This window comes from Sorangium aterium, from assembly GCF_028368935.1.
GTDB classification, from domain to species: Bacteria; Myxococcota_A; Polyangia; order Polyangiales; family Polyangiaceae; genus Sorangium; species Sorangium atrum.
This window is the reverse complement of sequence record NZ_JAQNDK010000002.1, coordinates 770,434-796,828: the sequence shown is the minus strand read 5'-3', so window position 1 is coordinate 796,828 and position 26,395 is coordinate 770,434. Positions and strand designations below refer to the sequence as shown.

The 26,395-nt window shown below is 71.1% G+C and carries 23 protein-coding genes and 1 pseudogene; 6 read left to right on the top strand and 18 right to left on the bottom strand.

All coding sequences use genetic code 11. From position 1 onward, the window contains the following. Window position 1: 1 nt before the first annotated feature. Both POL72_RS17955 and POL72_RS17950 read left to right on the top strand, forming a co-directional pair. Window positions 2-748, top strand: a complete 747-nt coding sequence (locus tag POL72_RS17955; RefSeq protein ID WP_272096631.1) for an AraC family transcriptional regulator — start codon at window positions 2-4, stop codon at window positions 746-748. Window positions 749-847: 99 nt separating this feature from the next. Then, the gene (locus POL72_RS17950) at window positions 848-2,020 is read left to right on the top strand and encodes an aminotransferase class V-fold PLP-dependent enzyme (RefSeq protein WP_272096630.1); all 1,173 of its coding nucleotides are present in this window, start codon (window positions 848-850) and stop codon (window positions 2,018-2,020) included. A 159-nt stretch (window positions 2,021-2,179) separates the two neighbouring features. On the opposite strand, the gene POL72_RS17945 is transcribed toward POL72_RS17950, so the two are convergent. The 9 genes and pseudogenes from POL72_RS17945 to POL72_RS51205 all read right to left on the bottom strand — a co-directional run bounded on the left by POL72_RS17945 (window position 2,180) and on the right by POL72_RS51205 (window position 12,052). Next, entirely contained in the window at window positions 2,180-3,445 is a 1,266-nt protein-coding gene (locus tag POL72_RS17945; protein WP_272096629.1) for a phosphatase domain-containing protein, read from the bottom strand. A gap of 108 nt (window positions 3,446-3,553) precedes the next feature. Then, the gene (locus POL72_RS17940) at window positions 3,554-4,894 is read right to left on the bottom strand and encodes a PAS domain-containing protein (protein ID WP_272096628.1); all 1,341 of its coding nucleotides are present in this window, start codon (window positions 4,892-4,894) and stop codon (window positions 3,554-3,556) included. A gap of 383 nt (window positions 4,895-5,277) precedes the next feature. Then, the gene (locus POL72_RS17935) at window positions 5,278-6,402 is read right to left on the bottom strand and encodes a CE1 family esterase (RefSeq protein ID WP_272096627.1); all 1,125 of its coding nucleotides are present in this window, start codon (window positions 6,400-6,402) and stop codon (window positions 5,278-5,280) included. Window positions 6,403-6,485: 83 nt separating this feature from the next. Continuing rightward, complete coding sequence (locus tag POL72_RS17930) at window positions 6,486-7,538, bottom strand: poly(ethylene terephthalate) hydrolase family protein (RefSeq protein WP_272096626.1); 1,053 nt, start codon at window positions 7,536-7,538, stop codon at window positions 6,486-6,488. Window positions 7,539-7,871: 333 nt separating this feature from the next. After that, a complete protein-coding gene (locus POL72_RS17925) occupies window positions 7,872-8,876 on the bottom strand; it encodes a c-type cytochrome (RefSeq protein WP_272096625.1) in 1,005 nt (334 codons plus the stop codon). A gap of 77 nt (window positions 8,877-8,953) precedes the next feature. Next, window positions 8,954-9,280, bottom strand: a complete 327-nt coding sequence (locus tag POL72_RS17920) for a hypothetical protein (protein WP_272096624.1) — start codon at window positions 9,278-9,280, stop codon at window positions 8,954-8,956. After that, window positions 9,277-10,809, bottom strand: coding sequence for a c-type cytochrome (locus POL72_RS51215; RefSeq protein WP_272096623.1), 1,533 nt, complete (start codon window positions 10,807-10,809; stop codon window positions 9,277-9,279). Before POL72_RS51215 ends, POL72_RS17920 begins: the two co-directional genes overlap by 4 nt. A 106-nt stretch (window positions 10,810-10,915) precedes the next feature. Further along, window positions 10,916-11,362, bottom strand: a pseudogene (locus tag POL72_RS51210) (PKD domain-containing protein); the annotation flags it as partial. Between the two features lie 3 nt (window positions 11,363-11,365). Then, entirely contained in the window at window positions 11,366-12,052 is a 687-nt protein-coding gene (locus POL72_RS51205) for an Ig-like domain-containing domain (RefSeq protein WP_272096622.1), read from the bottom strand. Between the two features lie 187 nt (window positions 12,053-12,239). Here POL72_RS51205 and POL72_RS17900 point away from each other — a divergent pair, with 187 nt between their 5' ends. After that, entirely contained in the window at window positions 12,240-13,556 is a 1,317-nt protein-coding gene (locus tag POL72_RS17900) for a glycoside hydrolase family 43 protein (RefSeq protein ID WP_272096621.1), read from the top strand. A 58-nt stretch (window positions 13,557-13,614) separates the two neighbouring features. Here POL72_RS17900 and POL72_RS17895 read toward each other — a convergent pair whose 3' ends face one another. The 5 genes from POL72_RS17895 to POL72_RS17880 all read right to left on the bottom strand — a co-directional run bounded on the left by POL72_RS17895 (window position 13,615) and on the right by POL72_RS17880 (window position 17,274). Next, window positions 13,615-15,000 carry a DUF2156 domain-containing protein gene (locus POL72_RS17895; RefSeq protein WP_272096620.1) on the bottom strand — a complete coding sequence of 462 codons (1,386 nt, stop codon included), beginning with the start codon at window positions 14,998-15,000 and terminating at the stop codon, window positions 13,615-13,617. Between the two features lie 103 nt (window positions 15,001-15,103). Then, window positions 15,104-16,045, bottom strand: coding sequence for a hypothetical protein (locus POL72_RS17890; protein ID WP_272096619.1), 942 nt, complete (start codon window positions 16,043-16,045; stop codon window positions 15,104-15,106). Continuing rightward, on the bottom strand, window positions 16,042-16,632 hold the full coding sequence (locus POL72_RS17885) for an RNA polymerase sigma factor (RefSeq protein WP_272096617.1): 591 nt from the start codon (window positions 16,630-16,632) through the stop codon (window positions 16,042-16,044). The genes POL72_RS17890 and POL72_RS17885 overlap by 4 nt, the downstream gene beginning before the upstream one ends. Window positions 16,633-16,845: 213 nt before the next feature. Then, a complete protein-coding gene (locus POL72_RS51765; RefSeq protein ID WP_373372212.1) occupies window positions 16,846-16,998 on the bottom strand; it encodes a zinc-binding dehydrogenase in 153 nt (50 codons plus the stop codon). 36 nt (window positions 16,999-17,034) lie between these two features. Beyond that, window positions 17,035-17,274, bottom strand: coding sequence for a helix-turn-helix transcriptional regulator (locus tag POL72_RS17880; protein WP_272096616.1), 240 nt, complete (start codon window positions 17,272-17,274; stop codon window positions 17,035-17,037). Window positions 17,275-17,647: 373 nt separating this feature from the next. On the opposite strand from POL72_RS17880, the gene POL72_RS17875 reads away from it, so the two are divergent. Continuing rightward, a complete protein-coding gene (locus tag POL72_RS17875) occupies window positions 17,648-18,418 on the top strand; it encodes an HAD family hydrolase (RefSeq protein WP_272096615.1) in 771 nt (256 codons plus the stop codon). Window positions 18,419-18,537: 119 nt separating this feature from the next. Here the strand turns inward: POL72_RS17875 and POL72_RS17870 are convergent, their stop codons facing one another. Continuing rightward, complete coding sequence (locus POL72_RS17870) at window positions 18,538-19,257, bottom strand: RNA polymerase sigma factor (protein ID WP_012241508.1); 720 nt, start codon at window positions 19,255-19,257, stop codon at window positions 18,538-18,540. Window positions 19,258-19,473: 216 nt separating this feature from the next. Between POL72_RS17870 and POL72_RS17865 the strand changes: the two genes are divergently transcribed. Beyond that, complete coding sequence (locus POL72_RS17865) at window positions 19,474-20,835, top strand: ATP phosphoribosyltransferase regulatory subunit (RefSeq protein ID WP_272096614.1); 1,362 nt, start codon at window positions 19,474-19,476, stop codon at window positions 20,833-20,835. 112 nt (window positions 20,836-20,947) lie between these two features. Next, a complete protein-coding gene (locus POL72_RS17860; RefSeq protein ID WP_272096613.1) occupies window positions 20,948-22,231 on the top strand; it encodes an adenylosuccinate synthase in 1,284 nt (427 codons plus the stop codon). A gap of 150 nt (window positions 22,232-22,381) precedes the next feature. On the opposite strand, the gene POL72_RS17855 is transcribed toward POL72_RS17860, so the two are convergent. The 3 genes from POL72_RS17855 to POL72_RS17845 all read right to left on the bottom strand — a co-directional run bounded on the left by POL72_RS17855 (window position 22,382) and on the right by POL72_RS17845 (window position 25,708). Beyond that, window positions 22,382-23,089: a tetratricopeptide repeat protein gene (locus tag POL72_RS17855; RefSeq protein WP_272096612.1), complete on the bottom strand. Its 708-nt coding sequence runs from the start codon at window positions 23,087-23,089 to the stop codon at window positions 22,382-22,384. Window positions 23,090-23,436: 347 nt separating this feature from the next. After that, window positions 23,437-24,717 carry an esterase/lipase family protein gene (locus POL72_RS17850; protein ID WP_272096611.1) on the bottom strand — a complete coding sequence of 427 codons (1,281 nt, stop codon included), beginning with the start codon at window positions 24,715-24,717 and terminating at the stop codon, window positions 23,437-23,439. A gap of 442 nt (window positions 24,718-25,159) precedes the next feature. After that, window positions 25,160-25,708, bottom strand: a complete 549-nt coding sequence (locus tag POL72_RS17845) for a hypothetical protein (protein WP_272096609.1) — start codon at window positions 25,706-25,708, stop codon at window positions 25,160-25,162. Window positions 25,709-26,395 lie beyond the last annotated feature (687 nt).

The following is a 26,395-nucleotide window of genomic DNA, read 5'->3' as shown; positions in this document are numbered from 1 at the left end:
CGTGGGCCGCTTGAACGAATCCCGGATCGGCGCCGTGATCGCGGACGCCTTCGCGGTGCGCGCCTCGACGGCGATGAGGTCGACGCTCCACGCCGAGCACGGCGCGGCGATCCTGGTGGGGATCGAGCGCGAGGTGACCGTGACCGAGCCGGGCGGCGCGGTCGTGCGCGGGCGCGCGGTCGTGGTGCCCCCCGACCTGTGGCACGCCGCCACGAGCCCCGGACCGACGCTCGGGTTCCTGTACGACCCGCAGAAGGTGCCGCACGTGGCGGGTCATGCGCGCCTGCGCGGCGGCCCCTGTCCGCTCGAAGGCCGGCTCCTCTCGCGCCTCGACGGGGCCGTGGCGGCGCACCGCGCGTCCCTGTCGCGCCCCGACGTGCTCGACGGCCTCGCGCGCGAGGTCGCGTCCTGGCTCGCGAGGGAGTCGCCGCGCCGCGCCCTGGATGTGCGGGTCGCCCGCGTCCTGGAGGCGCTGCGCGAGCCGGCCGCGGACCGGCGCCTCGCGGTCTCTCGCGCCGGCATCTCCGAGGCGCACCTGCAGGCGCTGTTCGTGCGCGACGTGGGGCTGCCCATCCGCACGTTCCAGCTCTGGCGCCGGCTGCTCGTCGCGCTCGGGGCGTTCGCGCGTCTCGACGCCACGGGCGCCGCCCACGCGGCGGGGTTCGCCGACCTCGCGCACTTCTCGCGGACGTGCCGCCGCATGCTCGGCTACTCCCCGAGCGAGCTGCGCAGCGGGCTGATGGAATAGCCCGCACCGCGCTTCACCGGCGAGCTGCCGCCGGCGGCCGCCGCGATTGACGTGGAGCTGCCCAGCCGGCAGCGTGTCGGCCTCTCGAGGAGATGACTCATGACGATGGATATCGCCGCGCTGCGCCGCGACACCCCGGCCTGCGCCGGCGTCCTGCACTTCAACAACGCCGGTTCCTCGCTGCCTCCCGCCGTGGTGGTCGACACGGTGGTCGAGCACCTGCGCCGCGAGGCGGCCGTCGGCGGCTACGAGGCCGAGGAGGAGGCGGGCGCGCGGCTCGAGGCGGTCTACGGCTCGATCGCCCGGCTCATCGGCGCGGCGCCCGACGAGATCGCGCTTGTCGAGAACGCCACGCGCGCCTGGGACATGGCGTTCTACTCCCTCCGCTTCGGCCCGGGGGATCGCATCCTGACCGCGCGGACCGAGTACGCCTCGAACTACATCGCGTTCCTGCAGGTCGCGCGGCGCACCGGCGCGGAGATCGTCCCGATCCCGAGCGACGAGCGCGGCGCGGTGTCGCTGCCCGCGCTCGATCGCCTGATCGACGAGCGGGTCAAGCTGATCGCCATCACCCACGTCCCCACGAACGGCGGGCTGGTCAACCCGGCGGAGGAGATAGGCCGCCGCGCCCGGTCCGCGGGCGTGCCCTTCCTGCTCGATGCCTGCCAGTCGGTGGGGCAGCTGCCGCTCGACGTCGAGGCGATCGGCTGCGATCTCCTGTCGGCGACGGGGCGCAAGTACCTGCGCGGGCCGCGCGGCACCGGCTTTCTCTATGTCCGGCGCGCGCTGCTCGACCGGCTGGAGCCGCCGTTCCTCGATCTCCACGCGGCCCGCTGGACGGCGCCGGACCGCTACGAGCTGCGGCCCGACGCCCGGCGGTTCGAGAACTGGGAGAGCTACGTCGCCGGCCGGCTCGGGCTCGGCGCGGCCGCGGAGTATGCGCTCCGGCTGGGTCTGCCGGCGATCCGCGACCGCGTAGGTGCGCTGGCCGAGCGCCTGCGCGCGCGGCTCTCCGAGGTCCCTGGGGTCACCGTGCGCGACCTCGGCGAGCGGCGCTGCGGCATCGTGACCTTCACCAGGGCAGGCGAGGACGCCGCGGCCATCAAGGCGCGGCTCGGCGCTCAGGCGATCCACGTCAGCGTGTCGACCGCCGCCGGGACGCTGCTCGACTTCGAGGATCGCGGGATTCCCGATCTGGTGCGCGCCTCGGTCCATTATTACAACGACGAATCCGAGGTCGACCGCTTCGTCGCCGCGCTCACCGAGGCCTAGAGCGCTTTCCGCCTACCTCTGCACCATGCCGAGCAGAGCGGCGGTCACCCGCACAGGAGACGGGCCCAGATCGGCGTTTTCGGCGCGCAAGCGCACTCCGGTGCGCTGAGCACCGAAAACGTCGAGGTGGGCCCGTATCCGAAGCGGGTGACCGTCGCTCTAATGGATGTGCAGCGACGAAGGTAGCGCCTCGTTCAGCCGGGCGACGTCGCGCGCCACCTCGCGGCGGCGCGCCTCCTGGTCCGCCTGCGACGGGAACGGGATCGCGGCGAACGCCGCAATCGCGGCCTCGGCCACGCGCGCCGCGCCCTCGGGGCCGAGGAGGCCGCGCTCGAGGGCCGTGAGCGCGGCGCCGATGTACGTATCGAACAGGTGAACGCCCGAGGTCGCGAGCTCCCTCCGCGTGAGATCGGGTGTCGCGACCACGTCGTGGATGAAGACCGCTCTCACCGCCTCCGAGGCGAGCTCGAGCATGCGCTGGCCGAAGTGGATATCGCCCTGCCCGCTGTCGCCGACGAAGACGAAATCGTACTCCGGGTACAGCCGCCGGTACTCGAGGAAGTTCTCGAGCTTCTTCTCCGCGATCGTGCGGTTGCCGATGAGGCGGGTGAACGAGCCCGTGAGCACGTTGGCGGTGAGCTGACCGCGCTCGGCGAGCGCCTTGATCGTCGCGTCCTCGACGAGGCCGAGGCGATCGCCGGGGCGGGCGGTGACGAACGTCAGATCGCCGGCCCGCCCGGGCGTGGGGCCAGGGCCGCGGTCGAGCTCCGCATAGAACTGCAGGACGCCGGGATAGACGGTCTTCTTCGGGTACCGGGCGTCCTTCCAGTTCGCATAGAACGTGTCGTCGATATCGGAGAGGATCTTCACCTCGCGCACCGACACGGAACCTGAAGCAGAGAGAGCGTCAGACGCCGAGACCGCCTCCCGCGCGAAGTGCGCGAGGAGCTCCTCGCGCAACGCGTCATCGTCGATATCGTGGTAGAAGAGCTGGTGAAGGTCGCGGTAGCCACCCCGGCCGTCGAGCGCGTTCTTGAGCCGCGTGACGTCCGCGCCGCGCGTGCCGAGCCAGAGGCGGCGCAGCGCCTGCTCGTCGAGGCTGCCCGTGCGGCCGCGCTGCAGCGCCGAGGCGAGCGCCGCGCGCGCCGGGATCCCGAGATCACCGAGGCGCTCGGCGGTCAGGAGCTCGAGCAGCGCCGTGCGGTTGTCGGGGCCGATGAGGCGATCGTCGATGTCTCCGAGCAGGGCGGGCAGATCGAGCTGGAGGAGCAGCTGGTCGAGCTCGATGGCGGTCGATCCCGCGAGGATCTCCAGGATCCGCCGCTCGTCGTCCCGATCGGTGTGGGAGGCCATGCGCCGCCGGATCTCGTCGAGCTTCGACAGCACCGACGGGATGGGCGCGTCGGGAGAGGTGTCGATCGTCATGGGGTCCTGACAACGTAACCGATCCGTCGGGCGCTGGTAGGAGCCCGCCGCCGCTTGACGAAGAACACGGCTGACAGGCGGTCCGAGCTTCTGCTCTTTCAGACGGGTTCAGCCTGCTGACCGCTGGTGTCCCGGGTGGCGGAGGGCGTGCGCGATGCCGCTTTGCAGGGTACCCAGCGTGGTGATACCGGACAGATCCGCGCCGAGGGTGATCAGCGTCTGCGCCACCTCCGGGCGCACGCCGGTGAGCACCACGCGCGTGCCGAGCAGCTGGGCGGCGCGCGCGGTCCGCGTCAGGGCATCGGCGACGTGCTCGTCGACAGCGCGCACGCCGGTGACGTCCAGGATCGCGGTGTGTGCGCTCTGATTGCTGATCCCGGACAGCAGCGTCTCCATGATCTGCGCTGCGCGCGCGCTGTCGATCGTCCCTACGAGCGGCATCGCCACCACCCGGTCGGCGATCGGGATGAGCGGCGTGGACAGCTCCCGGAGGGCGGCCTGCTGGGCGACGATGATCTTCTCCTGCAGCGCGGCCCGCTCGGCCTCCGCATGCCTGAGCGAGGTGATGTTGGTGACGACGCCGCCGAGCCCGACCGGCTCGCCGCGTCCGTCGAGGATCGGGAACTTGACGGTGGAGAAATGAATGCTCGTGTCGCCGAGCAGCAGGCTCTCTTCGTACTGCATCGCCTTCCCCCCGGCCATCACGTGACGCTCTCTCGCCAAGAGGTCCTCGATGGCCTCGGGGGCCAGGGGGCTCAACTCGACCTCATCCTTGCCGATGACCTCGAACACGTGCCGCTGGAGGACCTCGGCGTGAGCTCGGTTGACGAAGACATAGCGCCCTTCGGTGTCCTTGACGAAGATGGAATTGCGCGAGTGGTCCAGCAGCTGAAGGAGCAGCTGGAGCCGCCCGAGCAGCACGTGCTCCCTCCACGGCGGGTCGCCGGCATCCTCGACGATCGCCGCGATCTCACGCGCGCCGCCGCTGTCGTCGCGCAGCACCGCGTGGGTCCACCGGAAGAGGCGCGCCTGCCCGTCTCTCGTCGTGCCCTCGCTCGTGGCCGAGGCGAACCGGTTCTCCGTCCAGTCGAGCAGGAGCGCACGCACCGCGTCCGGGGACACGGGATCTGCGCCCACGAGCTCGGAGAGCCTGCGCCCGACGGCCTCGCCCTCGCTCCAGCCGAAAACACGTTCGGCGCCATCGTTCCAGCGCGTCACCGTGCCGTCGGGGCTCCAGCGGATCAGCGCCGGCGCCGGCGTGAGCAGCCACGCGAGCGCGCCGAAGGCGGCGTGAACGTCCGCGCCCGCCGCGCCGGCCTGCGCCGCTCCCTCGGCCGCGCCGCCGCTCGACCGCTCCGCCAGCGCGCTCTCCAGCTCCTCGACGCGGGCGTGCAGCGCCGCGATCTCTGCCCTGAGCCGCCCGATCTCCTCCAACGCCTCATCCGCCATTGGCCGGACGGTATCCACAGCATGCTCGGGGTTGCAAGATTGACATCCCCGAAGATGTACGCAAGATCCGTACGCCGGCACACTACGATGCTGCCCATCGAGACATTCCCTATTCGACGGGATGGGCGCGGGCTGCACGGTTCCCATCGTGGATGGGGTCGTGCCGCGAGCGGGCGCATCGAGCTTGGTACTGATGCTGTACGTCGGCGAGGCAGCCGGCCCCCTCCGCTGCCCTCGCGCGCTGCCCTCGCGCGCAGCAGAGCGGCGGTCTCCCGCACAGGAGACGGGCCCAGATCGGCGTTTTCGGCGCGCAAGCGCACTCCCGTGCGCTGAGCACCGAAAACGCCGAGGTGGGCCCGTATCCGAAGCGGGTGACCGCCGCTCTAGAATTGGCTCAGGAAGGTCCAGACTTCCTGGGGCATCCACGACATGTTCTGCCCGGCGTCGTTCGGCGACGGCGTATGACCGCCGTCGTAATCACACCAGCGGGTGGGATTCCCCTCGGAGCATCCCTTGTAGTCCGAGCAGGCGTGGCCGCCTCTGGGCGCCTTGGCCAGGGACTCCACCGTGCATCCATTTTGCTTGGCGAAGAAATCGCTGTTGGAGGTCTGTCCGGCCCCGCCGCTCTCCTGCTGGCCGAGCGAAGACATGAAGGCGACCGGCTGGCAGCTCGCGGGCCGGGCGAGACCGCCGCCGGAGTGGACCACCGCGGCGCGGTAAACGTCCGGACGCGCGCAGGCCAGCGTCCACGCCATGGCACCTCCCTGGCTGAAGCCTTCGAGCTCGATGCGCGAGGTGTCGATGCAGAGATCGCCCGTGACCTGCTTGAGGATGTCGTCGACGAAGGTCACATCCTCGCCGGCCGACCAGATCCCGCCGACGGCGTCGGGCGCGATGAAGATGGTGCTCCCCTCGGAGAGCGACCAGAGCCCGAAGTACGAGGGCGCAACTTGGCCGCTGTTGCCCGTGGCCCCGTGGAAGGAGAGGATGAGCCGGTACGGGTGGTCGTTATCGTAATCGTCGGGGACGCGCAGGGCGTATTTGCGGCTCTTCCCGCCGCTCTGCACGGAGCCAGCGCCGTTCTGAAGCGTGCGCGTCTTGCCGCAGCCGGCGGACTTCATCGCGTCACCCCCGCCCCCGCTGCCGCCGGCCCCGGCTGTGCTGGCACCGCCCGCGCCGCCGGCCCCGGCTGTGCCGGCACCGCCCGCGCCGCCGGCGCCACCCGAGTCCGCTCCACCCGAGCCCGCTCCACCCGAGTCCGCTCCACCCGAGCCCGCGGTCGCCCCGTTGCTGCCGGAGGTAGTGCCGCTGCTCGTGCTACCGGAAGCAGCGCCACCGCCGGAGCCGCTCGCGGAGGTCTCACCGGCGGATGATCCGCCGCCGTCGGCGTCGTCGCTACAGCCGACGCTGAGCGCGGCGCAGAGGCCCAAGGCGCCCCAGATCGGCCGCAGCCAACGAGAGTGACGGTGCATGCAATCGGAGCTCACGGAGCCAACAATGGACGACATGGGTGCTCTCCTCGGTTGGCATCCAACCCAAGGGGTTTTACAAGGCAGGCGCGGCACGGAAGGGCGTCTTTCTCGGCGCGAGGTCATTCCCAGTTCTTGCGCTGGGGATTCACCCAGGGCGAGGTGCACATCACGCAATCATCACCGTAGAAATAGTGCTTCCCACCGGTGTCATTGTAGATCCAGTAACGCAGCCAAGCCACGATCGCCGGCCGCTGGACGCCTCCCACGTCGCGCGTGATGTACCCGTGATCCGCGCCCATCACCGTCGCCAGGAACGTCTGGGTCTGGGACATGTCGTACGTCTTTTGCTGCATCGGAAGCCCGACCGTGTCCTGCGTTCCGCTGGTCTGCAGCATGGGCCCGTGCAGGGCGGCAGTCGCGATGTGGCCGTGGATGGAGACGACGGTGGCCACGGCCTCATGGCCGCCGAGCTCCACGGCGGCGGTGCCGCCGACCGAGTAGCCCATGGAGACGGCATGGCGCACGTCGATCTTGCCCTCGTAGATGCTGCCCGCCTTGCTGTTTTGCGCGATGATCCAGTCGAGCCCCTCGCGCATGGCCGCGAGGTTGTTCGGGGCGTTGGGGCCGCCCGTGAGGAGGTTGGCGCCGACCACCACGAAGCCGTGAGAAGCGAAGTTCGACAGGAGAGCCGTGTAGGCGGTCACCTGCGTATTGATCCCGGGACCAAAGCTGATCGGCGCATGCAAGAAGCCGTTCTCACCCAGGCGTTCGGGCCTGAAGATCGTGTGGTTTCCGCTGGGCCCCGCGTTCCGCTCCACGGTCGTCGCGAACGGCCCCTCGGCAGAGTAATCCGTGATCGGCGGGAGCGGCGAGCCGCCGGCTCCGCCCGCTCCAGCGCCTCCGTCACCTGCCCCGCCCGTGCCGCCGTCACCTGCTCCGCCCGCTCCGCCCATTCCACCGTCGCTCACGTCGGCGCCGCCGCTGCCGCTGGCAGCGCCACCCGACCCAGCGGTCACGCTGGCCGACGCCCCGCTGACGGCTGACACGCTCGAGCTGCCCGCGCCCGCGGCTTGCGCCGCTCCGCCGCTCTCCTCGCCGCACGCCAGCATCGCGACGCTCGAGAGCAAGCAGAAGACATGGAAGCGCCTGACGGCTTTCTTTTCGTGGAACACGATGCCCCTCTGGTCACGTCACGCCAGCGCGAAGCGCTCGCTTCAGGCCGATAAGGATGAAATTGGCAGACTGGTGATCGCCAGACGTTCCGAACCTGGAGCGCGCCCTGATGTCGTCCCCAGCCGAGCCCAACTCCTGCGCTTTCCCCCTGCGTGCGCCTCGTCTGGAACATTGGCGCGACCGTGGATGGTGAACGCGCAGGAGGACGCGGGGCCCGATGCGCGTGATGGCCTACCCAGGGCAAGGCAGAAGAAGTTCTGGAGCGATCAATGTGAACGCTCACACAGCCGGCGTCAATCACAAACTGGCGCGCGGCGGCTACGCGGACGGCGCTACTTGGCCAGCTCTTCGATGGCCGCGGCGAGCTCCGCGGGGGGCAGCGCGTCGGCGGCGCGCCACGGCGGCATACGCAGCGGCGAGGTCGCGGGCTCCTGCAAGCGAAAGATGGCCTTGTCCTTCGTCTCTCGCGACATGCCGTCCAGGTCCTTCACGTTGAACTTGGCGCGGTTGAGCGCCGGGTTCCCGCGACCGTCGTGGCAGCGCGAGCAGAGCTGCGTGAGCACGGCGCGCCCGCTCGCTCCCGGCGGCGGCACCAGGCCGAGCTTCACCTTCGCGTCCGCGGAGAACAGATCGCGCAAATCGAGCAGGGACTGTCGCGGGGCTGCGCCCGTCACCACGTCGAGGTAGGACCTCGTCCGCTCCGCGCGGAGCGCGGGATCCGTCACGTCCACGAGCGGGTAAGGCACCGAAATCGAGTCACCCGCCAGCGACACGGCGAACTGCTTCTCCCAGATCGCGCTCGACGAGCCGGCCTTGGCCTCGGCCTCGATGCGCGGGTCGAACGCGTTCGGCTGCGCCGCCTGGCCTTCGGCCACGAGCAATGCCTCGAGGTGCGCGCCGCTGCCCTCGTCGATGGCGTTCTGGATGGCCGCGATGGGGATGCCGCCGTACTGCGCGTCCCGCGCGTGGGCCTCCAGGAACTGCGCCGTGAGCACCCGATCGGACTCCGTGCGCTGCACGAAGCGCTGCGGGAACCAGTGCATCCAGGGGAACTCCAGCTCCTGCATGCGCAAGATCTTCTTCGTGCCGTAGCCGTCGGGCTGATGGCACGAGCGACAGTCGAACGACGTATTCTCGACGTCTTCCTCGCTGTAGATGCTGAACGCGGTCCAGCCGTGCTCTACCTCCTCGGTGAGCAGGCTCGCCAGATCGCAGCCGCCGTCGTAATCACACTGTCGCTCGAACGTGAACAGGTAGAAGTTGTAGTCGCCGGTCGAGAGGTCGCGGCTCACGACCTCGACGAAGGGCTCGCCGCGAACGAAGCCGAGCGCGGTCATTTCAGCCGGCCTCTCGCGCAGCTCGGTCACGCGCGGAAAGAGGATAAGGCGCGGATTGATGGCGGAGACGGAGCTCTTCACGAGCGAGGTGGAGTGCCGGTGAGCGCGAAGGCGCGATCTTCGTCGAGCTTCGCGACGCGGAGCAAGCTGGCGAGGTCGGTGATGTTCGGCCGGGGCTCGGCGCACACCGCCTGCCAGAAGCTGTCGCCGCGCGGCGTCGCGCAGAGCGCGCGGTGCTGCGCCTCGCGCCTGGGTAGGTCCGACAGCTCCGGGTCGGGAGCGTTCACGGGCGGCAGCGTGTCCCAGTCGTTCGTCGTCTGGTCAGTCGCAGCGCCGCCGCCGATCTCGCCGACGCACGCCGCCAGCAGCAGCGACACCAGGCACAGGCTCGGCAGGCGTCTCACGCGACCCTCCCTCGGCGGGCGCCGAACGTCATCAACCCGGCCACGAGCGCGAACGCCAGGAGCGGCGCGTGGCTGTCGCCGCGCCCGCCCGTCACGCTGCAGCCAAAGAGGCCTTCCTCGGTCGGCTCCTCATCCGCGCCGTCCCCCTCGCTCGGCTCCAGGTCGACGGTGCCGTCGAGCTGCTGCACGTAAGCGATGAGCTGTCCTAGCTCGGCTTCGCTGAGCGCGCTGGTGAAGGCGTGGCGATCTTCGGCGTTGGCCGTGACGAGGACGTCGCGCAGCGTTGGCGCGGAGCCGTCGTGCAAGTAGGGCGCCGTCTCCCAAACGCCGTTCAAGGTCGGCGTGTCGATCCCGAACAGCGGCTCACCCGCGCGCATGCCAGAGGACGCCTTCACGGTGCCGACGTCGTGCAGCTTGCCGCCCGCGCTGTCGGTCCCGTCGGGACCCGTGTGGCAGAAGCCGCACCCCAGGCGCTTGAAGATCGCGCGACCCGCGACGCCGTCCTGGGTGAGCGAGCCGTCGGCGTCGCGAAAGGGGCTCGGGTTGTGCGTGTCGAGCGAACCGAGGAACGCCGCCAGCGCGTCGAGCTCGGGGCTCAGGCCGGCCTTCTTGTCGCCGCGCGGCGTGGCGACGGTCCCCACGGCGAGCTGCTCGGCGCTGAGGAACCCCTTGCCGCCGAACAGGTTACGGATGTTGTCGTCGGCGTCCTGGATCTCGTCGAAGCTGCCGCTCCAGTTGACGTTGCCGTGGCCCGTGCCGCGCCGTCCGAGCAGCGAGACGGTGTTGCGAAGCCCCTCCCCCACGCTGCCGAAATCCCACACGCGCCCGTCGTCCGCGCCGTCGAAGTGACACGACGCGCAGCTGATGTAGCCCTGGTCGCTCATGCGCACGTCCTCCGAGTTGAAGAACAGCTGTTTGCCGCGCAAGACCTGCGCGTCGAGCTTCTCCGCGGCCACGGTCGGAACGTCGGCCAGCTTCTTGGTGATGAGGTCGTGCGAGCTGACGATGTCGGCGACGTCGTAGACCGCCACCGTACGGCTGAGCGACGCGTGCACGAACAGCCTGTCGGTCTCGGTCAGCGCCAGGCCGCGCGGAGCAAAGCCCGTCTCTTTCAGCGCGGTCACGAATTCGCCCGTGTAGGCGTCGCGGACCTCCACCAGGGCCGAGCCGGCGACGCTGACGAACGCATAGTCGCCGAGCGGCGTGAACACGACCTGGTTGGGCAGGTTGCGATCGTCCAGATCGATGCGCTGCGCGACGTCTTCGACGCCCTCCGCGACGTTCAACAGGGCCACGAGCGGACGCACCGTGTTGTCGTCGCTGAGCGCGAGCTGATCCCGGAATGGACCGCGAAAGACGTTGTCCTTCTTGCCCGGCACCCACGCGAACAGGCCGTCGGGCAAGAGCCCCACCGAAAACAGGTAGTTCGGCAGGCCACGCCCTTGTTGATCCGTGTCCTCCGTCGTGGTGTCCGCCGCGAGCTCGAAGCGCGTGCTCACCTGGAAGGTCGCCGCGTCGATGCGCGCCACCTCGCCGTGACCCTCCCCGGAGGTGCAGCACCCACAGCTTGCCTTGCGCCGTGAGCGCGACCCCGACCGGGCCGCGCGCCACCGGCACCTCTGCGAGCCTGGTCAGCGCGTTCGTGTCGACCACGCTCACGCTGTCGTTCTCGTAGTTGGCCGTGTAGATCTTCGCGTTCGGCCGGTCGTAGACGAGATCGGTCGAGCCCGCTGCGTTGCCCGTGACGAGCGGCCGGTGCACCGTGTGCACGAACGCGACGCTGGTGAACCCGACATCGTCTTTGACCGTCACGAGCACCGGGTAGTGGCCGGGAGCGGCGTAGGCGTGGACCTGCTGCACGTCGTCGACCGTGAACTCGGTGCGCGTCTCGTCGCCCATGTCCCAGCGCACCTGCACGGGGCCGACAGCGTCGCCGATCGTCAGGTCCAGCGTGACGGGCTCGCCGGCGAGCGAGGGCGCGCGCTCGGGGATGCTCGCCGTGATGGCATATGCCTCGGCCGGCCAGGCCGCCGCCCAGCAGATGCCGCCGAGCAGGCCGAGGACCCTCCGCAGCGAGCGCATGGCTCAGGGACCTGTCGTGAACGTTGACTTGAACTCGGCCGCGATGCCGTCGCCGACGAGATCTTTCATGCCGTCCTTGGGCAGGACGACCTCGTAGGTCGTGTTCGGCATCAGGTCCTCGTCGGGGTCGAAGTTCACGATGCCCATGTACAGGCCGAACGAGCCCTTCACCGGCTGCCCGCCCACCGGCCGGACGATGAAGCTGCCCGGGTGGACCGTGGCGAGCTCGATGTTGTCGGTGAGGCTGAGGCCGATGCGCGACTTCCTGGACAGCCCCGTCGCCCCGTTCTTCGGCAACACCGTGTCGACCGCCGGGGGCGTGGTGTCCGGATCCGTGGAGTGCGCGGCGATGACCATGCCGCGGTAAGGCAGCTCGTCGTCGGCCAGCACCAGCAGGCTGCCGACCGAGATCGAGAACTGGTCGTCGCCGTTCGTGAACTCGAGCCGGCCCCAGATGCGATTCTCGATCGACATCCGGTGGATGTCGCGCACGTCGATCTTCGAGACGCCGGCGTCGGGCCGCAGGTGACCCAGGAACAGATAGCCGTCGGAGAAGCTCATGTACTCGGATCCAGCGGGGTACCCCTTGGCCCTGAACGCCGAGTCGGGCAGCGTGGCGACGGGTGAATTGGCCGAGCCGATGTCGGTGGGATCCGTGAGCACGTCCCACGCGCGCAGCGGCGACTGCACAAAGACGTGCTTGCCGTACAGGCCACAGATGTAGCTCTTGGATCGCCGGTTTTTGATTGACGCTATAAATGTGAACGCTCACATTGGCTGGCCGGGGGCTGGACTTCCGGACGGCACGGCTTGGCGTGGTGGTGCTCACCGTCGCCATGGTCGTCGTGCTGGATAGGCTGATGAGGAGGTGCTCGACATGGACTACGCTCGTTCGAAGCTGATTGCTGGTCTTGTACTTTCGGCATGGCTCGGGGCTTGCGGCGGTGGTGAGGAGAAGCCGGACACGGCGACCTCTGGCCCAGGAACGTCGTCATCGAGCTCCAGCAATAGCTCGAGCAGCAGCGGCGCAGGCGGCAGCGGCGGTGAGGGCGTCAGCAGTGGCACGGTGGGCAGCGGCGGCGCGACGGGCAGCGGCGGCGCGACGGGCAGCGGCGGCGCAGGCGGCAGCGGCGGCGCAGGCGGCAGCGGCGGCGCGGATGGCGGCGGCGGCGCAGGCAGCACGCCGCCCCCGACAGCGTTCGACAACCCCATCATCAAGTACGATGCGCCAGATCCGACCAGCGGCCCCGGAGACCACATCTTTACCGCGGACGGCGCCGCCATGGCCTGGAACAACAAGGTCTACCTCTATACCGGCCATGACGAGCAGGCCGAGGGTGCAGAGGGCTACCGCATGTTCGACTGGCGGCTCTGGACATCGTCCGACATGATCCACTGGGAGAACAAGGGCGCGGTGATTCGCTACGATGTGTTCTCCTGGGCTCGCGGCAGCGACTCGACGGGCAACGCCAATGCGGCTCAGGTGGTCGAGCGCGATGACGAGAGCGGCAACCCGAAGTTCTACTTCTACGCGCCGGTGCAGGGCGGCCAGTCGGCTTATGGGATCTCGATCGGCGTCGCGGTCGCGGACAAGCCGGAGGGGCCGTTCAAGGACGCACGGGGGATCCCGCTCGTCTTCCTGGCCGACACCGACGGCACGGCGGACCATTCGTGGCGAAACCTTGATCCGACGGTGTTCGTCGACGACGACGGCCGGGCCTACATGTACTGGGGGAATGGAGTCCTGTACTGGGTCGAGCTCGAGGACGACATGATCCACCTGAAGGGTGAGACCTACACGACCGACGGCGGCGGGAAGATGCAGAACCGCAGCATCGGCGGCGCCCAGATCCACGTGCTCAAGAACATCCCCGGCTACACCGAGGCGCCTTTTCTGTCCAAGCACGGCGGCCTCTATTATTTGACCTACGCTTCGGGGTTCCCGGAGAGCATCTCCTACGCGACAAGCACGTCGCCGGAGGGGCCGTGGCAACATCGGGGCGTCATCCTGGATCCGGTGCCGAACAGCAGCACCATTCACCAGTCGCTCTTCGAGTTCAAAGGGGCCAGCTACCTCACGTACCACGACGCCGCGCTGCCGACCGGCGGCAGCTACCGGAGGTCCACCTGCGTCGATCGCGCCTACTACAACGACGACGGGACGATCCGAAAGATCGTCCCGACACACAGGTGATTCGCACGGCACGAGCCGTCTCTGACGATCCTGGAATAGCCCTCATCCCCGTGAGAGCCTATCCGAAGCGCCGCTCCGGCTTGTGCATCCGCGCGCTCCACAGCAGGGCCGCCGCGACCGCCGGCGCCGCCACCGCCGTCGCTACGACCGCGGCCTCGAACGCCCCCCGCGCCCGCGGCACGTTGAACAGCAGCGCCTGCCCCAGCGTCAGCGCCGCGTCGCAGGTCACCAGCACGGCCAGCGCCAGCGAGAGCCGCTGCCCGTACCGGCGGCTCAGCCGCAGCATGGCGGGCGCGAGGCCCACGTCGAACGCCACCCACGCCCATTTCACGGCGGGTGACGGGAACCACCGCGCCGCGGGCGCGAGCGCGAGCAGCGCGGTCCACGGGACGAGCAGCCAGCCGAGCACCTCGAAGATCACGGCTGGCCCGCGCAGCAGCGTCGCGAGCCCGAAGCGCAGGAGCCCCCCGCGCGAGAACGCCGCGAGCGTGTCGTAGATGGCCACGAGGCCATGGCCGCCCGGCGGGACCACCAGGTAAATCGGCGCCCATCCGTCGGGACGCAGCTTCGCCTTGAACGCGTAAAGCCCCTGGAAATCGTACAGGCGAGCCCCGATCCGCCGCGCCGCGCGCAGCCCGCGCCGCACAGGCCCGGCGAGCGGCGCGAGGCCGAGCGTCACATACAGGCGCTCCTCCGCCGCGGCGGCGCGCATCGCCTGATCGACGAGCAGCTCCGTGGTGCCGTTCGGCGCGGACGGGTCGCGGAGCAGGTCCTCCAGAAAGAGGCCGCGCCGCGCGTACACGGGCACCGCTGCGAGGAAGCCGACCACGGCGCCTCCGGCCTCCGCCACGACATAGCGCCGCTCGCCCGCGAACGAGAACGGCTCCAGCTGCACGAGGAAGCCCATGGGCGCCATCGGCCGCGACGAGGCCCAGCGCGCCATCAGGCGCTCCACCTCGCCCCGCAGCGGGCTCCCGGGGTCCTCGAGCTCGCCGCGGCTCACCGAGCGCGCGACCACGCCCTTCGCGCGCGCGCGGCGGAGCTGCTCGCGCAGGCTCCGGCTCGACCGGAGCACGCCGCCCCAGCGCGCCGGCTCCCACACCGGCTGCTCGCCGACGAGCATCGCGCTCCACGACACCCGCTCGCAGAACCGCGCCTCCGCGCCGAAGAGGCACGCCCGCCGCCCCTCGGCCGCGGCCGCCTGCACGAACGCCTGCGCGACCTCGGCCAGCTGCTCGGCCGCCGTGATCGGCGCGCCGGCGGCGACCCAGGCGCCGCCGGTATCGACGTAAGCCACGCAGGCGTCGTCGCCATGGAACCAGTAGCGAAAGTCGGACTCCAGGGTCTGGAACGAGGTCGCGTTCCATCCGTGGCGTTTGAGCAACGCAAGGACGCGCTCGCGGTCGGAGCGCTGGTTCGGCGGCGGCACGGTCCGCCGGAGCATACCTCAAGGGCGCGTGGCCGGCGTCGCGCGCGCCCGTACTCCCCGAGCAACAGCAGCGCATGGCCGCGGTGTTCCGCCGCGCAATGGCGAGGCCCCTCCGGTATCAATCTCCGGGTCCGTTCCTCCCGTGCGCGGACCCTTCGCTCGCGCCGAGCCCGGCGGCCGACTCTACGCGATCGGCGTGAGGGCTGCCCGGGTGCGCCTCGAGGAAGCGCCGCGCCGCCGCGTGCGCGCCCGCGCGATCTCCCTTGCGCGCCAGCGCCTCGACGCGGATCGCGGCGGCCTCGTCGGAGAGCTGAGCGCTCGGGAACTCGCGCGCGTGGCGGGCCAGGAGCGCGAGGGCGACCGCCGGATCACCGCGTCGCAGCGCGCGCCGCGCCGTGTCGAGCAGCGCAAGCTCGGCGGCCAGCGTCGGCGCGTTCCGTTCGCGTGCGCGCGGGCTGCTCGCCGCCGCGGCAGCAGGAGCCGTTGCGGCGGGCGCGGCCATGGGCGGAGCCTCGTCCGCCCGCTCCTCCGGGACGCGCTCGTGCAGCTCCGCCTCGGCCGCGCTATGGGCGCGCGGCGCGGCGAGCGCCCCCGGCGCGCTCGCCGCCTCCTGAGCGCGCCTCGCGGGCATCGGCGCGTCGACGTGCGTCCATTCCGCGACCCCGAGCGTGAGCACCCCCGCGAGCGCGCCGATCCCGAGCGCGCTCAAGATCCCGCTCCCGCCCGCCACGCCCGCCACCTTCAGCGCAGCGCTCGCCCCCGCCGCGGCCGCGCCCCCCGTCGCGGCCGCGCCCCCTGCCCCCGCGCCCGCGCTCCCCGCCGCGGCCGCGCCCCCTGCCCCCGCGCCCGCGCCCCCTGCCCCCGCGCCCGCGCTCCCCGCCGCTCCCGCGCTCCCCGCCGCGGCAGCGCCCCCCGTGCCCGTCACAGCCGCCCCGACGCCGACCGCGACGAGCATTCGCCGCGTCAAGCCGCTCGGCGGGCTCTCGTCGAGCGCCGCGCGGAGGAGCGTCGTTCGCAGAGCACTCCCCTTCTGGTCCAGAAGGCGCTCGGGATCGGTCATGGCGATTCACCTCGGAAATGGGCCCGCGCCTCTATCCGCCTCACGGCGGCCTGGAAGTGCTCGCGCGCCCGGCGGAGGCGAGACGCGACCGTGCCTGCCGGAAGATCGAGCAGCGCCGCGATGTCCGCCGTCGTCATCTGCTCCAGCTCGAACAGCACGAAGACAGCGCGCTGCTCGAGGGGCATCGCGTCGAGGATGGCATCGAGCGTCGCGCGGGCGCGAGCGCGATCCATCATCTCCTCGGGGTCCGGCGCCGGATCGACGCGCTCGCAAGGCGCGTCCTCCAGCACCTCCCGGCGCCGCTGCTGTGTCCTCCGCGCGCGCGAGGCGATCCGCAGCGCCGTGCTGAACAGGAACGCGGCCTCCCGGCCCGATTCGATGTCCCCGAGCCGCCGGGCCGCCACGAGGAAGACCTGCTGCGCCGCGTCCTCCGCGTCGGCGCGCGGCAGGCCGAGCCGCACCAGCGAGCGCCAGACGAACGCCGAATAGTCCATCACGAGCCCGGTGAGGCGCCCGGCCGCCGCCCGGCTGTCGGGCGGAACTGCGGCGGGGAGCTGCATCAGGGTCAGCGCTTCACCACGGCTCACGCCTTGTGCAATCTCCGGATCGAGGCGAACCGATCACAAAATCGACAGGCCAGCGCCGAGCAGCAGCACGGATGACCGCGCGGACCTCGTGGAGAGCTGCACCGGGCGTGCGCCGCGAGCGAGCGCCGCACCAGCGCAAATTGCGGTCCTTAGTGCACGTCGACGCGCACGAGCGCGCCGACCGGGAGCTGCCCATACCGCATCCGCGTCATCTCACGCGCGGAGCACGGCCGCGCGCGCAGCGCCTTCGTCGTCGCCAGCGCTCGTGATCACAACGACGCTTCCTTTCTTGCGCCCTTGTTCGACACCGGCGTGGGCCTCGGCCATTCGCTCGATCGGATAGCGTCGATCGATGACGGCGCGCACGCTGCCGCCGGCGCCGGCATCCGACGGGCGCGCGGCTCAACCCCGCTCGCCCGACGCGCCGCCCTTCCACTGAAAGACGTGCTCGAGCGGCACGCCGAAGGCCGCCGCGATGCGGAAGGCGACCTCGAGGGAGGGCGAGTAGCGGCCCTGCTCGATGGCGACGATGGTTTGACGGGTGACGCCGACCTTCTCGGCCAACTCCGCCTGCGTCATCTCGCTCGCTTGAAACCTCAGCGCGCGGATGACGTTGGTGATCTGAGGCTGCCCCTTGCCCATCGGGCTATCCGATACCGCTCACGGCATCGAGCACCAGCCAGCCCGCGATCAGCGCCTGGCCAGTCAGCAGGATCGCCGCGTTCCATTTCTTGAACGTCATCTTGCCCTCCGAGGCAGCGCGACCTTCCGGAGACGAGCTCCGCCCGCCACACATCCGGCCGCAGATGGCCGGACGCCTGCGCCGCTTCGCGCGCGGCCCAGGCTCTGTTTCATCGCGGTTTCGCCTCGCTCCGCGCTCGCGGCGCCCACGTCGCGGCCGCGCTGGTTCGAGGTGGCAGCGATCCCTGTCGGGGTTGCTGACACCTCGAACTGGTAACTGACCCCGTGGTCAATGTCAATTTTTTCATACATAGAGTCGTGATTGACGGACACCATGTCCTGTTTCTATGACATCGGGGTGCTCGCCGTACCTTCCGTCAGCGAAGGCGCCGGCGTAGGCTCTGCGGCGATGCTCACTCCCACGGTGGTCGTGTTCGACCTGGACGGCACGCTGATCGACAGCCGGGGCGACATCGTGGCGGCGGTGAACCATGCGCTCGTGGCGACGGGCCGGGCTCCGCTGCCCGGGCAGGTGATCGTCCGGTACGTGGGCGACGGCGCGCGCGCGCTGTGTGCGCGGGCGGCCAGGCTCCCCGAGACCTCCGAGAGCGTCGAGGAGCTCCTCCGGCACTTCCTCGAGTACTACGCGCGGCACCCGCTCGACTTCACCCGCTGGATGCCCGGCGCGCAGGAGATGCTCGAGAGGCTCTCGGACCTCGGCGATCTGGCGATCTGCATCTGCACGAACAAGCCGCGCTCGACCACCGACGCGGTGCTCGCCGCGCTCGGGGTCGGCGCGCGCTTCCGCGCGGTGGTCGCGGGCGGCGACGTCGCCGACAAGAAGCCGGATCCGGCGCCGCTGCTCCACCTCGCGGCGCGCCTCGGCGTCCAGCCGCACAAGATGGTGATGGTCGGCGACGGCCCGCAGGACATCGAGTGCGCGCGCCGCGCGGGCGCGCGGTCGATCGCCGTCCTCGGCGGCTTCGCGTCGCAAGACGAGCTCCTCGACGCCCGCCCCGACGTGCTCCTCCGTACCATGGGCGAGCTCTGGGACGTCCTCCGCCGCTGGCGCGACGCGACGGTCAGGCTCTCCACCGTTCGTTAGCTGCACACCCGCGCGCGTCGGATCGGCGTGCGCGTCGGATTTGCGCGCACGGCCGAACTGCACGCGCGGTCAGCCTCTCTCCCCGCCGCACGCGCAGGACGTCGTTGCCCGCGCGCCCCTCAGGCCGCGACGCCCTCGGCGATCTCGCGCCCGAACGCGGTCGCGTTGAGGATCGCCCGCAGGCGCACGCGCGCCCGGTGGAGCCGCGAGCGGACGGCGCTCTCGCTCACGGCGAGCTTCTGCGCGATCTCCTGGAGGCCGAGGTCCTCGTGGTAGTGCGCGAGCACCACGTCGCGGTAGTCGTCCGGCAGCTCGCAGAGCGCCTCGCGGACGTACGCCTCCCGCTCCGCCGCGGACGCGGCGTCGTCCTCGCCGATCGTGCTGCGCATCGTCGGCAAGAGGCCGAGCTCCTCGAAGTCGAGCCCCTCGACGATGCGCGCGCGCTGCCGCCGCTGCGACCGCATCAGCATGAGCGCCTCGTTCGCCGTCACGCGGAAAAGCCACGTCGTGAAGCTCGAGTCGCCCCGGAACGAGCGGATCGTCCGCACCACCTGCAGCAGCGTCGACTGCACGAGGTCGAGCCGATCCTCGTCGGACACGGGGTAGCGCGCGAGCTGCCGCTCCACGTGCGGGCGGATGAGCCGCGTGAGCTCGTCGAGCGACTCCCGATCACCGTCCTTCGCGCGGCAGATGACCTCGGCTAACGGGCCCGCGCTCGCGGCGCGGGGCGACGGGCGCGACCCGACCGCGCCAGGCGGGGTGAGACCGCACGGCGCCAGAGGAGTCTCAGGCCTGGTGCTGGCGCTCGGTACATCGGTCGGAACGGCGGTCAGAGCCATGAGCCATCTCTCCGTCGAGGGCGCCGCGTGCGCTTCCGGCCCACGGGCCCGGTTGTGCGCACCGACCAGCAAACGCCTTGCCACGGCAAGCTCAACGGACGTGCGCGCCACGTGCGCACCGCGTGCTCAGCCGGTATAAGCGGGGCCACGATGTCCAGCGACGCTCCGCGATGGGAAGCCCCCCGAGGGGGAAACAGCCACGTTCCGACGCCCGAGGTGGACCGGTCAGCGCCGTCCGCCTCCGCCCCGCCGCGCGCGCTGGCGCACCCGCTGCCCGCTGGCATGCGCGATCTCCTCCCCGAGGAGGCGCGGCGCCGGCGCGCGCTCGCCAAGCGTGTGCTCGATCACTTCGTTCTGTGCGGCTACCAGCCGGTCTCGCTGCCCGCGTTCGAGTTCGCCGAGGTGCTCGAGCGCGGGCTCGGCACGCTCGACGCCGCGGACGTGCTGCGCTTCATCGAGCCCGAGTCGGGCGAGGTGGCGGCGCTCCGCCCGGACATGACCCCGCAGATCGCGCGGCTCGTGGCCACGCGGCTCGCGGACGCGCCCCGCCCCATCCGCCTCTGCTACGAGGGCACCGTCCTCCGCCGCCGCCAGGGGCGGGCGCGGCGCCACCGGCAGATCCCGCAGGCCGGCGTCGAGCTCTACGGCGTCGGCACGCTCGCCGGCGAGCTCGAGATCCTCCGCCTCGCCGCCTCCGCGGTGCGCGAGGCCGGCCTGGAGCACTTCGTTGTGGACCTCGGCCACGCGATGATCGCGCGCGCGCTGCTCGACGCCGTCCCGGCGGGGCTCGCGGCCGAGCTCTCGGAGGTGCTCGAGCTGAAGGACGCTTCCCGCCTCGCCGCCGTGCTCGCGAGCCCGAAGGCCGCCGACGTCCCGCGCCGCATCGTCGCGGCCATCGCCGCGCTGCCGGACCTCGCGGGCGGCGGCGCGGCTGACCCGGACGGCGCCGCGGTCTTCGACCGCGCCACGAGCCTCCTCACCGGCACGCCCGCCGAGGCGCCGCTCGCCGAGCTCCGCGCGCTCTGGGACGCGGCGCGGGCGAGCCCCGAGCTCGGCCCGGCGCTCCGGGTCGACCTCGGCGAGCTCCGCGGTCTGGCGTACTATACGGGTGCAATTTTCCACGTGCTCGCCGATGGCCCCGGGGAGGCGATCGCGGCGGGCGGGCGCTACGACATGCTGCTCTCCCGCTTCGGCCTGCCGATGCCGGCCGTCGGCTTCGCGCTGAACCTCGACGCGATCGCCTGGGCGCGCGACGTCGCGGGCGCAGCGGACGAGCCGGCGCTGCGGGTGCTCGTCGCTGTGCGGCCGGAGCGCGCCGCGTCGCTCGCGGCGGCGCTGCGGGGGCTGGGCCTCCCGGCCGTTGCGCACGCGCCGGACCAGGATCCGGAGGGGTACGCGCTGTCCTGGCGGTTCTCCCACCTGGTGCGGGAGCGGGACGGGGCGCTCGTGGTCGAGGCGACATCCGGCGGCGGCGAGGCCGCGACGAGCGCGGGCGAGGTTCCGGCGGCCCTCGACGACGCCGCGGCGGCCCAGGCGATCGTGCTGAAGACGGGGGCAGGACGTCCGGGCGGCAAGTAGACGCTCGCTCGGCAAGCGAGCCTGGGGTAAAGGCGAACCTGGACCCGGACGGAGCCGCTCGGAGTGACGAGCGGGCCGAGGCCGGGCCACGTGATCCAAGAGGAGCTTCGGAATGACCGCGATCGTGATCGTCGGCGCACAGTGGGGCGACGAGGGCAAGGGCAAGGTCGTCGACCTTTATACGGAGAGCGCCGACCTCGTGGTGCGCTACGCCGGCGGGCCCAACGCCGGCCACACGCTGGTGGTGGGCGGGGAGAAGCTCATCGTACGGCTCATCCCGAGCGGCATCCTCCGCTCGAACGCCCGCTGCGTGATGGCGCAGGGCATGGTGGTCGATCCCGGGGTGCTCGTCTCCGAGATCGACGCGGTGGAGGCGCGGGGCTGCTCGACGCAGGGGCGGCTGTTCGTTTCGGATCGCGCGCACCTGATCTTGCCGTTCCACCCGCTCGTCGATTCGCTCCGCGAGGCGGCGGCGGCGGACGGCGTGCGGCTCGGGACGACCAAGCGCGGCATCGGCCCCTGCTACGAGGACAAGGCGTCGCGGCGCGGGGCGCGGCTCGGCGATCTGCGCGACATGAAGCGGCTGGCGCAGCTCGTGTCGCGCTCGATCGAGGCCTGGACGCCGACGCTGCGCGCCCTGGGCGGCGAGCCGCCGTCGCTCGACGCGATCCTCGAGGAGCTCACGCCGCTGGCGAAGCGCATCACGCCGCTGCTCGCCGACACGTCGCAGCTCATCGACGGCGCGCTCCGCCGCGGCGAGCGCGTGCTCCTCGAGGGGGCGCAGGGGACGTTGCTCGACATCGACCATGGCACGTTCCCGTTCGTGACGTCGTCGTCGGCGATCGCGGGCGGCGCGTGCGTCGGCGCCGGGGTCGGCCCGACGCGCATCCGCCGCGTGCTCGGCCTGGCCAAGGCGTACTGCACGCGCGTGGGCGAGGGGCCGTTCCCGACCGAGCTCGAGGGCCAGCTCGGCGAGCGGCTCCGGTCGGTCGGCGGCGAGTACGGCTCGGTGACGGGCCGGCCGCGCCGGACCGGGTGGCTGGACCTGCCCGCGCTGCGCTACGCGGCGCGGGTGAACGGCCTCGACGGGATCGCGCTCACCAAGCTCGACGTGCTGACCGGCATGCCGGAGCTCAAGGTGTGCGTGGCCTACGACACGCCGTCGGGCCGCACGCGGGAGTTCCCCATCGACGACATCGCGACGGCCAAGCCGGTGCTCGAGACGGTGGCCGAGTGGAGCGAGTCCATCGACGCCGCCCGCTCCATGACCGAGCTGCCCGCGGCGGCGCGGCAGTATGTGGAGATGGTCGAGAAGGAGACCGGCGTGCCGGTCGACGTCGTCTCCGTCGGCGCGGATCGCGAGGCGACCATCGTCCGGCGCAACGCGTTCGCCTGAGGGGCAAGCGAGCGCGAAGCCCCACGTCGAGGAGATGAAGAGAAGGCCGGCACCGTGAGACAACGGGCGCCGGCCCTCACCGGCGGAGCGTTACAAGACCGCGTCCAGTTTGACTACATTGCACACTCCCCGGCACGGGCGCCGTCGGACTCACGTCTCGTGGGCTCCCGCCGCTCCGAGCCGGGCACGATCGAGCCAGGCGAGCAGCTCCTTTGCCCTCCTGTTGTCGCCAAATCTCCCGAGGAACCAGGTGTACGCGCGCTCGAGGACCGGAACCGCGTCGGGGTGACGTCCCATCGCGATGAGGCAACGGCCCTTGCCAAACAGCAGCGTGAACTCGGCCAACCCGTCTCCTCTGCCGCTCATGATGCCGGACGCGCGCTCGTACGTCGCGAGGGCCTCCTCCCACCGCCCGGCATCCAGCAGCATATAAGCGAGCCCGCCCAGCGCGTGAGCGAGCAGGACGCCATCTCCATGGGCTCGCTCCGTGAACCGAACGACATTCATCATGTGGGTGCACGCCAGCTCGGCTTCTCCAGACGAGTTCAGGCTCAGCGCCAGCGCTTCCTGGATCCGCGCCGCGGGACGCGACTCCTCGCCGTGATGCTCGACGGCGAGCCGTAACGCGCGCTCGAGCGCGGCCCTCTCGCGATGCGGCAGCGTGGTCCACGGGTACTGCTGGCTCACAGCCCTGGCGTACTGGTAAAGGGGGTTGATCAGCTCCGGCGCGCGGTCGCCCAACCGCGATTCGATGTCGTGGATGAGCCCGGAGAGCAGCTCCTCGGCCTCGGCGTACGCTCCACGCCTCAAGAGCTCTCTGGCGCGGCCAACGGCCTCGGCGATAGGAGGATCGCTCATGTTGTGTACCTCCGTGCCGGCGCTCTGGGCGGCAATGCAGGGCTCGTGGTGAAGAACAACACTTCCCTGATCCATAATCAAGCGGAATCACCGATAAAAATGAAGCGCCAGGACGTCGAGGACGCGAGGAAGAGAGGATTCCCTCTGCTTCTCTGGCGCCTGGCGTCCTGGCGGTTCATCTCTCGATACAGCTGCTTGATCGGCGCTTCAGCGCCGCGCGCCGGTCATCCTGAAGCCGTGAAGCCGCTCGCTGCATAACTCTCTGAAACGCAGAACTGGTAATCGGACTACTCCTCGAGAGTATCGGGATCCATTCCCCCTCGTGGAGCCCTCCTCCCGCGCGGCGCTCACGGCGCGGCGCCTTCCGCTCCACGGATCGACGAAGGGACGCTCGCCTCGGAGCGAGGCGCCGGCGTGCTGTCCGCGGCGGCGCCGGCCTCGGGCTCGGTCCTCCTCGCGGAGAACACCGGCAGGACGACCCGGGAAGAGGGCGCCCTTCTCTCCCGGCCCGACTCGGCGTCGAGCACGAAGCCGCGGACCGACCGCCACACGTCCAGGAACCGCGCGCGGCCGAAGCCGGAGCTGGACATGAAGAGGCCATATCGCTTGTAGTCGCGGTCGGGGCTCACGACGTCCTCCTGCGGCGCGTCCGAGTCGCCGTAGTGCCCGATGATGTCCGCGTGGTCCGCGTCGACGTAGACGCTCTCCTCCGGCGTGGGCCACACCATGGATACGGAGTTGACGATGCCGTCGTTGTGCGCACGGACGAGCGCCACGCTGCCTGCGGCGTCGAGCCTGCGAACGGAGCAGTCCGGACCGAGCTCCGCTCCAGGGTTGTGCGCGGTCCACCGGTGACAGATCGTGAACAGATCCCAAGCAGGCGCGCTCGGGTACGGCTCGGCCCTGGTCACGATGGATCGGACGCGCACGTGCCCGTAGGTCGTCCTGAAGATCTTCGCGTGGAGAGGGTCCTCGGCGTGACGGGCCGGATCGAGGTCCGCCATGGCGCCGAAGTCGTCCGAGGCGTCGTTCAGCCACCTCAGCGTATCGAAGTAGCTGGCCCTCGCCCGCGCGCGGACCAGGCCATCCTTCGAATCGAAGGAGCCGAGCAGGCTCGTCGTGTCGAGGAGCGCGTCGATCCAGCCCGCGGACCACCCGAGCCGCTTGATCGAGCCGGCCAGGAAGCGCGAACCCGGCAGCCGCAGGGCGCGGCAGGTCTCGTACAGCACCGTCGCGAGCAGCTGGAGCTCGCCGGACCAGCGGGTGAACACGTGGGCCAGGTTCGAGCCGCGGTGTGGCGTGGAGAGGAACTGCACCGAGGAGATGCTCTTGATGAACAGCTCCGCCGGCAGCTCCTCGATCTGCGCGCCGTCCGCCGCGCGCTCCGCGTGATCGTGCAGGAGCTTCATCATCCACCGGATATCCATGCCGCCGGTGGAGTGTCCGACGAGGTGGAGGGAATCGCCGCGGCTCAGGCGGAGGATCCCGCGCTTGTACCGCTCAAGAAGCCAGTCGAGGAGGAGCCGCGCGCGCGTCTCGATGGCGGCCGTGGGCACGTTCGGAAAGTAGTGCAGCGTGAGCGGGGCGTCGTACATCGCGCCCTTCCAGCCGCGCAGCGCCTCGGTCACGCCATGGTAATATTGAAGCGATCCCAGGGCATCGAAGCCACCGAAACCGGGTACGAGGACAACATGAGTCCTTGGCACGTCCGTGCGAGTCGTCACGTCCATGAATGCGTGTTCTCCGCCCTGTGATCGCCCTACCGCGCTCGGCGTGTGGGCGTGTACCGTTATCTATCCGGGATGAAACAGCCGACCGGACCGGGTAGTCCCCGCCGCTGTCGTCGCGGAGTCAGGCATCTCTCACGCCATCCGCGCTCGCCCCGCGATCTCGGCCCGACTCACCGCCGGATCGCGCGCAACGCGGCGGTCGCGGCGGGCGAGCGCGCAGGAGGTCGAGCCGAGGGTTGCGCGATCGCGCAGAAGGTGGAGCCGAAGGTTGCGCGATCGCGCGGGAGATTGCGCAGGGTCGATCGCTGCGATGGGAGGCGAGGCGGGAATACCTTGAGAATTACTGCCCCGAACCGCCCCCATGCGTGTGGGAGCCGCCGCTCTTGCTTCCGCCGCCGGGCGTGCCGCCCCGCTGGCCGCTGCCGCCGCCCGGCGTGGTGGTCCCGCCCGGCGTACCGGTTCCGCCGCTCGGCGGCGCGTAGGCCCCGCCCCCCGGCGTGCCGCCGGTGCCGCTGCCCGGCGTGCCGCCCGTGCCCGGCGCGCCGCCCGTGCTCGGCGTGCCGCCCGTCGTGCCGCCGGTGCCCGGCGTGCCTCCCGGCGTGCCGCCGGTACCGCTGCCCGGTCTGCGCTGGGTGCCGCTGCCCCACTCCTGCGTGCCGCCCTGGGTGCCTGGCGCGCCTTGGGCGCCTGCGCCCGGCTCTCCCATCTCTCCTCCAGGCATCGTACCCTCGCCTGGCGTTCCGCCCTCGGGCGCTCCCGGGGCTCCAGGCGCGCCGGGGGTCTCTCCGCCCGTCGGTGCGGGCGCCGGCGAGGCCGCCTGTCCGCCTTTATTGCCCCCGCAGGCCATGAGCGGCAACGCGGTCAGGACTACCAGAAACATGCTTCGCATGATGTGTCTCCCAGGTCGTTTGCGTTTGCGGCTCGTGCCGAGCCGCCGGCGATGCGGACGCGCCCATGCGCGCGAAGGCCGCCTCCGGTGCCTGGCGGCGTAGCGTCCCGCGCTCGACATGCTGGGGCCGGATCCGGCCCTCGGGATCGAGACGACGCCGGAACGACGCATCGGGCCGCGCCCGATCGAAGGCCGATATGCCCTCGAGACACGAACAACGCCTGACGCCGGCCGGCGCGCGCTCGCCAAGCGCGCGCTCGACGACAGGCGCTCAGCCGGTGTCGGAGCGAGCGAATCGATCCACACGCGCCACACGCGGCGCGCAAACCGCCCTCGCCGCGGCTCGCCCGGCTCGTCTCACCTGAACGCATGGCGCGTTATCGTTCGCCTGGCACGGACGCCCCGGCGAGAGATCTTCGTGGGCAGCGCGGGCCCACAGCGCGCCGTGCTGTCTCTCCTCGCGCCGGGCTCGCAGCCCTCGCGCCCGCCGCGCCAGGCCTCTTGTGGCTCCGCCCAAGGCTGCTCGCGTGGACGCCCGGCGGTGACGGCGCGCTCCCGCTCCCTTGAAATCGTCTGGACATATCGTCGGGACAAGCGCGTTTTACAGCCCGGACCGAACAGCTCAGCCGCTGTGCGCCGCTCAACAGATGGATGACGCTGGAAGAAGGTCGGGCGAAGTCAGCAGGG

Excerpts from the sequence above, each read along its gene's own strand:
- POL72_RS17890 (WP_272096619.1), bottom strand. The coding sequence starts at position 16,045 with ATGACCGATCCCGAGCGCCTTCTGGACCAGAAGGGGAGTGCTCTGCGA.
- POL72_RS17900 (WP_272096621.1), top strand. The coding sequence starts at position 12,240 with ATGGACTACGCTCGTTCGAAGCTGATTGCTGGTCTTGTACTTTCGGCA.
- POL72_RS17950 (WP_272096630.1), top strand. The coding sequence starts at position 848 with ATGACGATGGATATCGCCGCGCTGCGCCGCGACACCCCGGCCTGCGCC.
- POL72_RS17855 (WP_272096612.1), bottom strand. The coding sequence starts at position 23,089 with ATGAGCGATCCTCCTATCGCCGAGGCCGTTGGCCGCGCCAGAGAGCTC.
- POL72_RS17875 (WP_272096615.1), top strand. The coding sequence starts at position 17,648 with ATGTCCTGTTTCTATGACATCGGGGTGCTCGCCGTACCTTCCGTCAGC.
- POL72_RS17870 (WP_012241508.1), bottom strand. The coding sequence starts at position 19,257 with ATGGCTCTGACCGCCGTTCCGACCGATGTACCGAGCGCCAGCACCAGG.
- POL72_RS17895 (WP_272096620.1), bottom strand. The coding sequence starts at position 15,000 with ATGCTCCGGCGGACCGTGCCGCCGCCGAACCAGCGCTCCGACCGCGAG.
- POL72_RS17935 (WP_272096627.1), bottom strand. The coding sequence starts at position 6,402 with ATGTCGTCCATTGTTGGCTCCGTGAGCTCCGATTGCATGCACCGTCAC.
- POL72_RS17860 (WP_272096613.1), top strand. The coding sequence starts at position 20,948 with ATGACCGCGATCGTGATCGTCGGCGCACAGTGGGGCGACGAGGGCAAG.
- POL72_RS17880 (WP_272096616.1), bottom strand. The coding sequence starts at position 17,274 with ATGGGCAAGGGGCAGCCTCAGATCACCAACGTCATCCGCGCGCTGAGG.
- POL72_RS17925 (WP_272096625.1), bottom strand. The coding sequence starts at position 8,876 with ATGACCGCGCTCGGCTTCGTTCGCGGCGAGCCCTTCGTCGAGGTCGTG.
- POL72_RS17945 (WP_272096629.1), bottom strand. The coding sequence starts at position 3,445 with ATGACGATCGACACCTCTCCCGACGCGCCCATCCCGTCGGTGCTGTCG.
- POL72_RS17940 (WP_272096628.1), bottom strand. The coding sequence starts at position 4,894 with ATGGCGGATGAGGCGTTGGAGGAGATCGGGCGGCTCAGGGCAGAGATC.
- POL72_RS17845 (WP_272096609.1), bottom strand. The coding sequence starts at position 25,708 with ATGCGAAGCATGTTTCTGGTAGTCCTGACCGCGTTGCCGCTCATGGCC.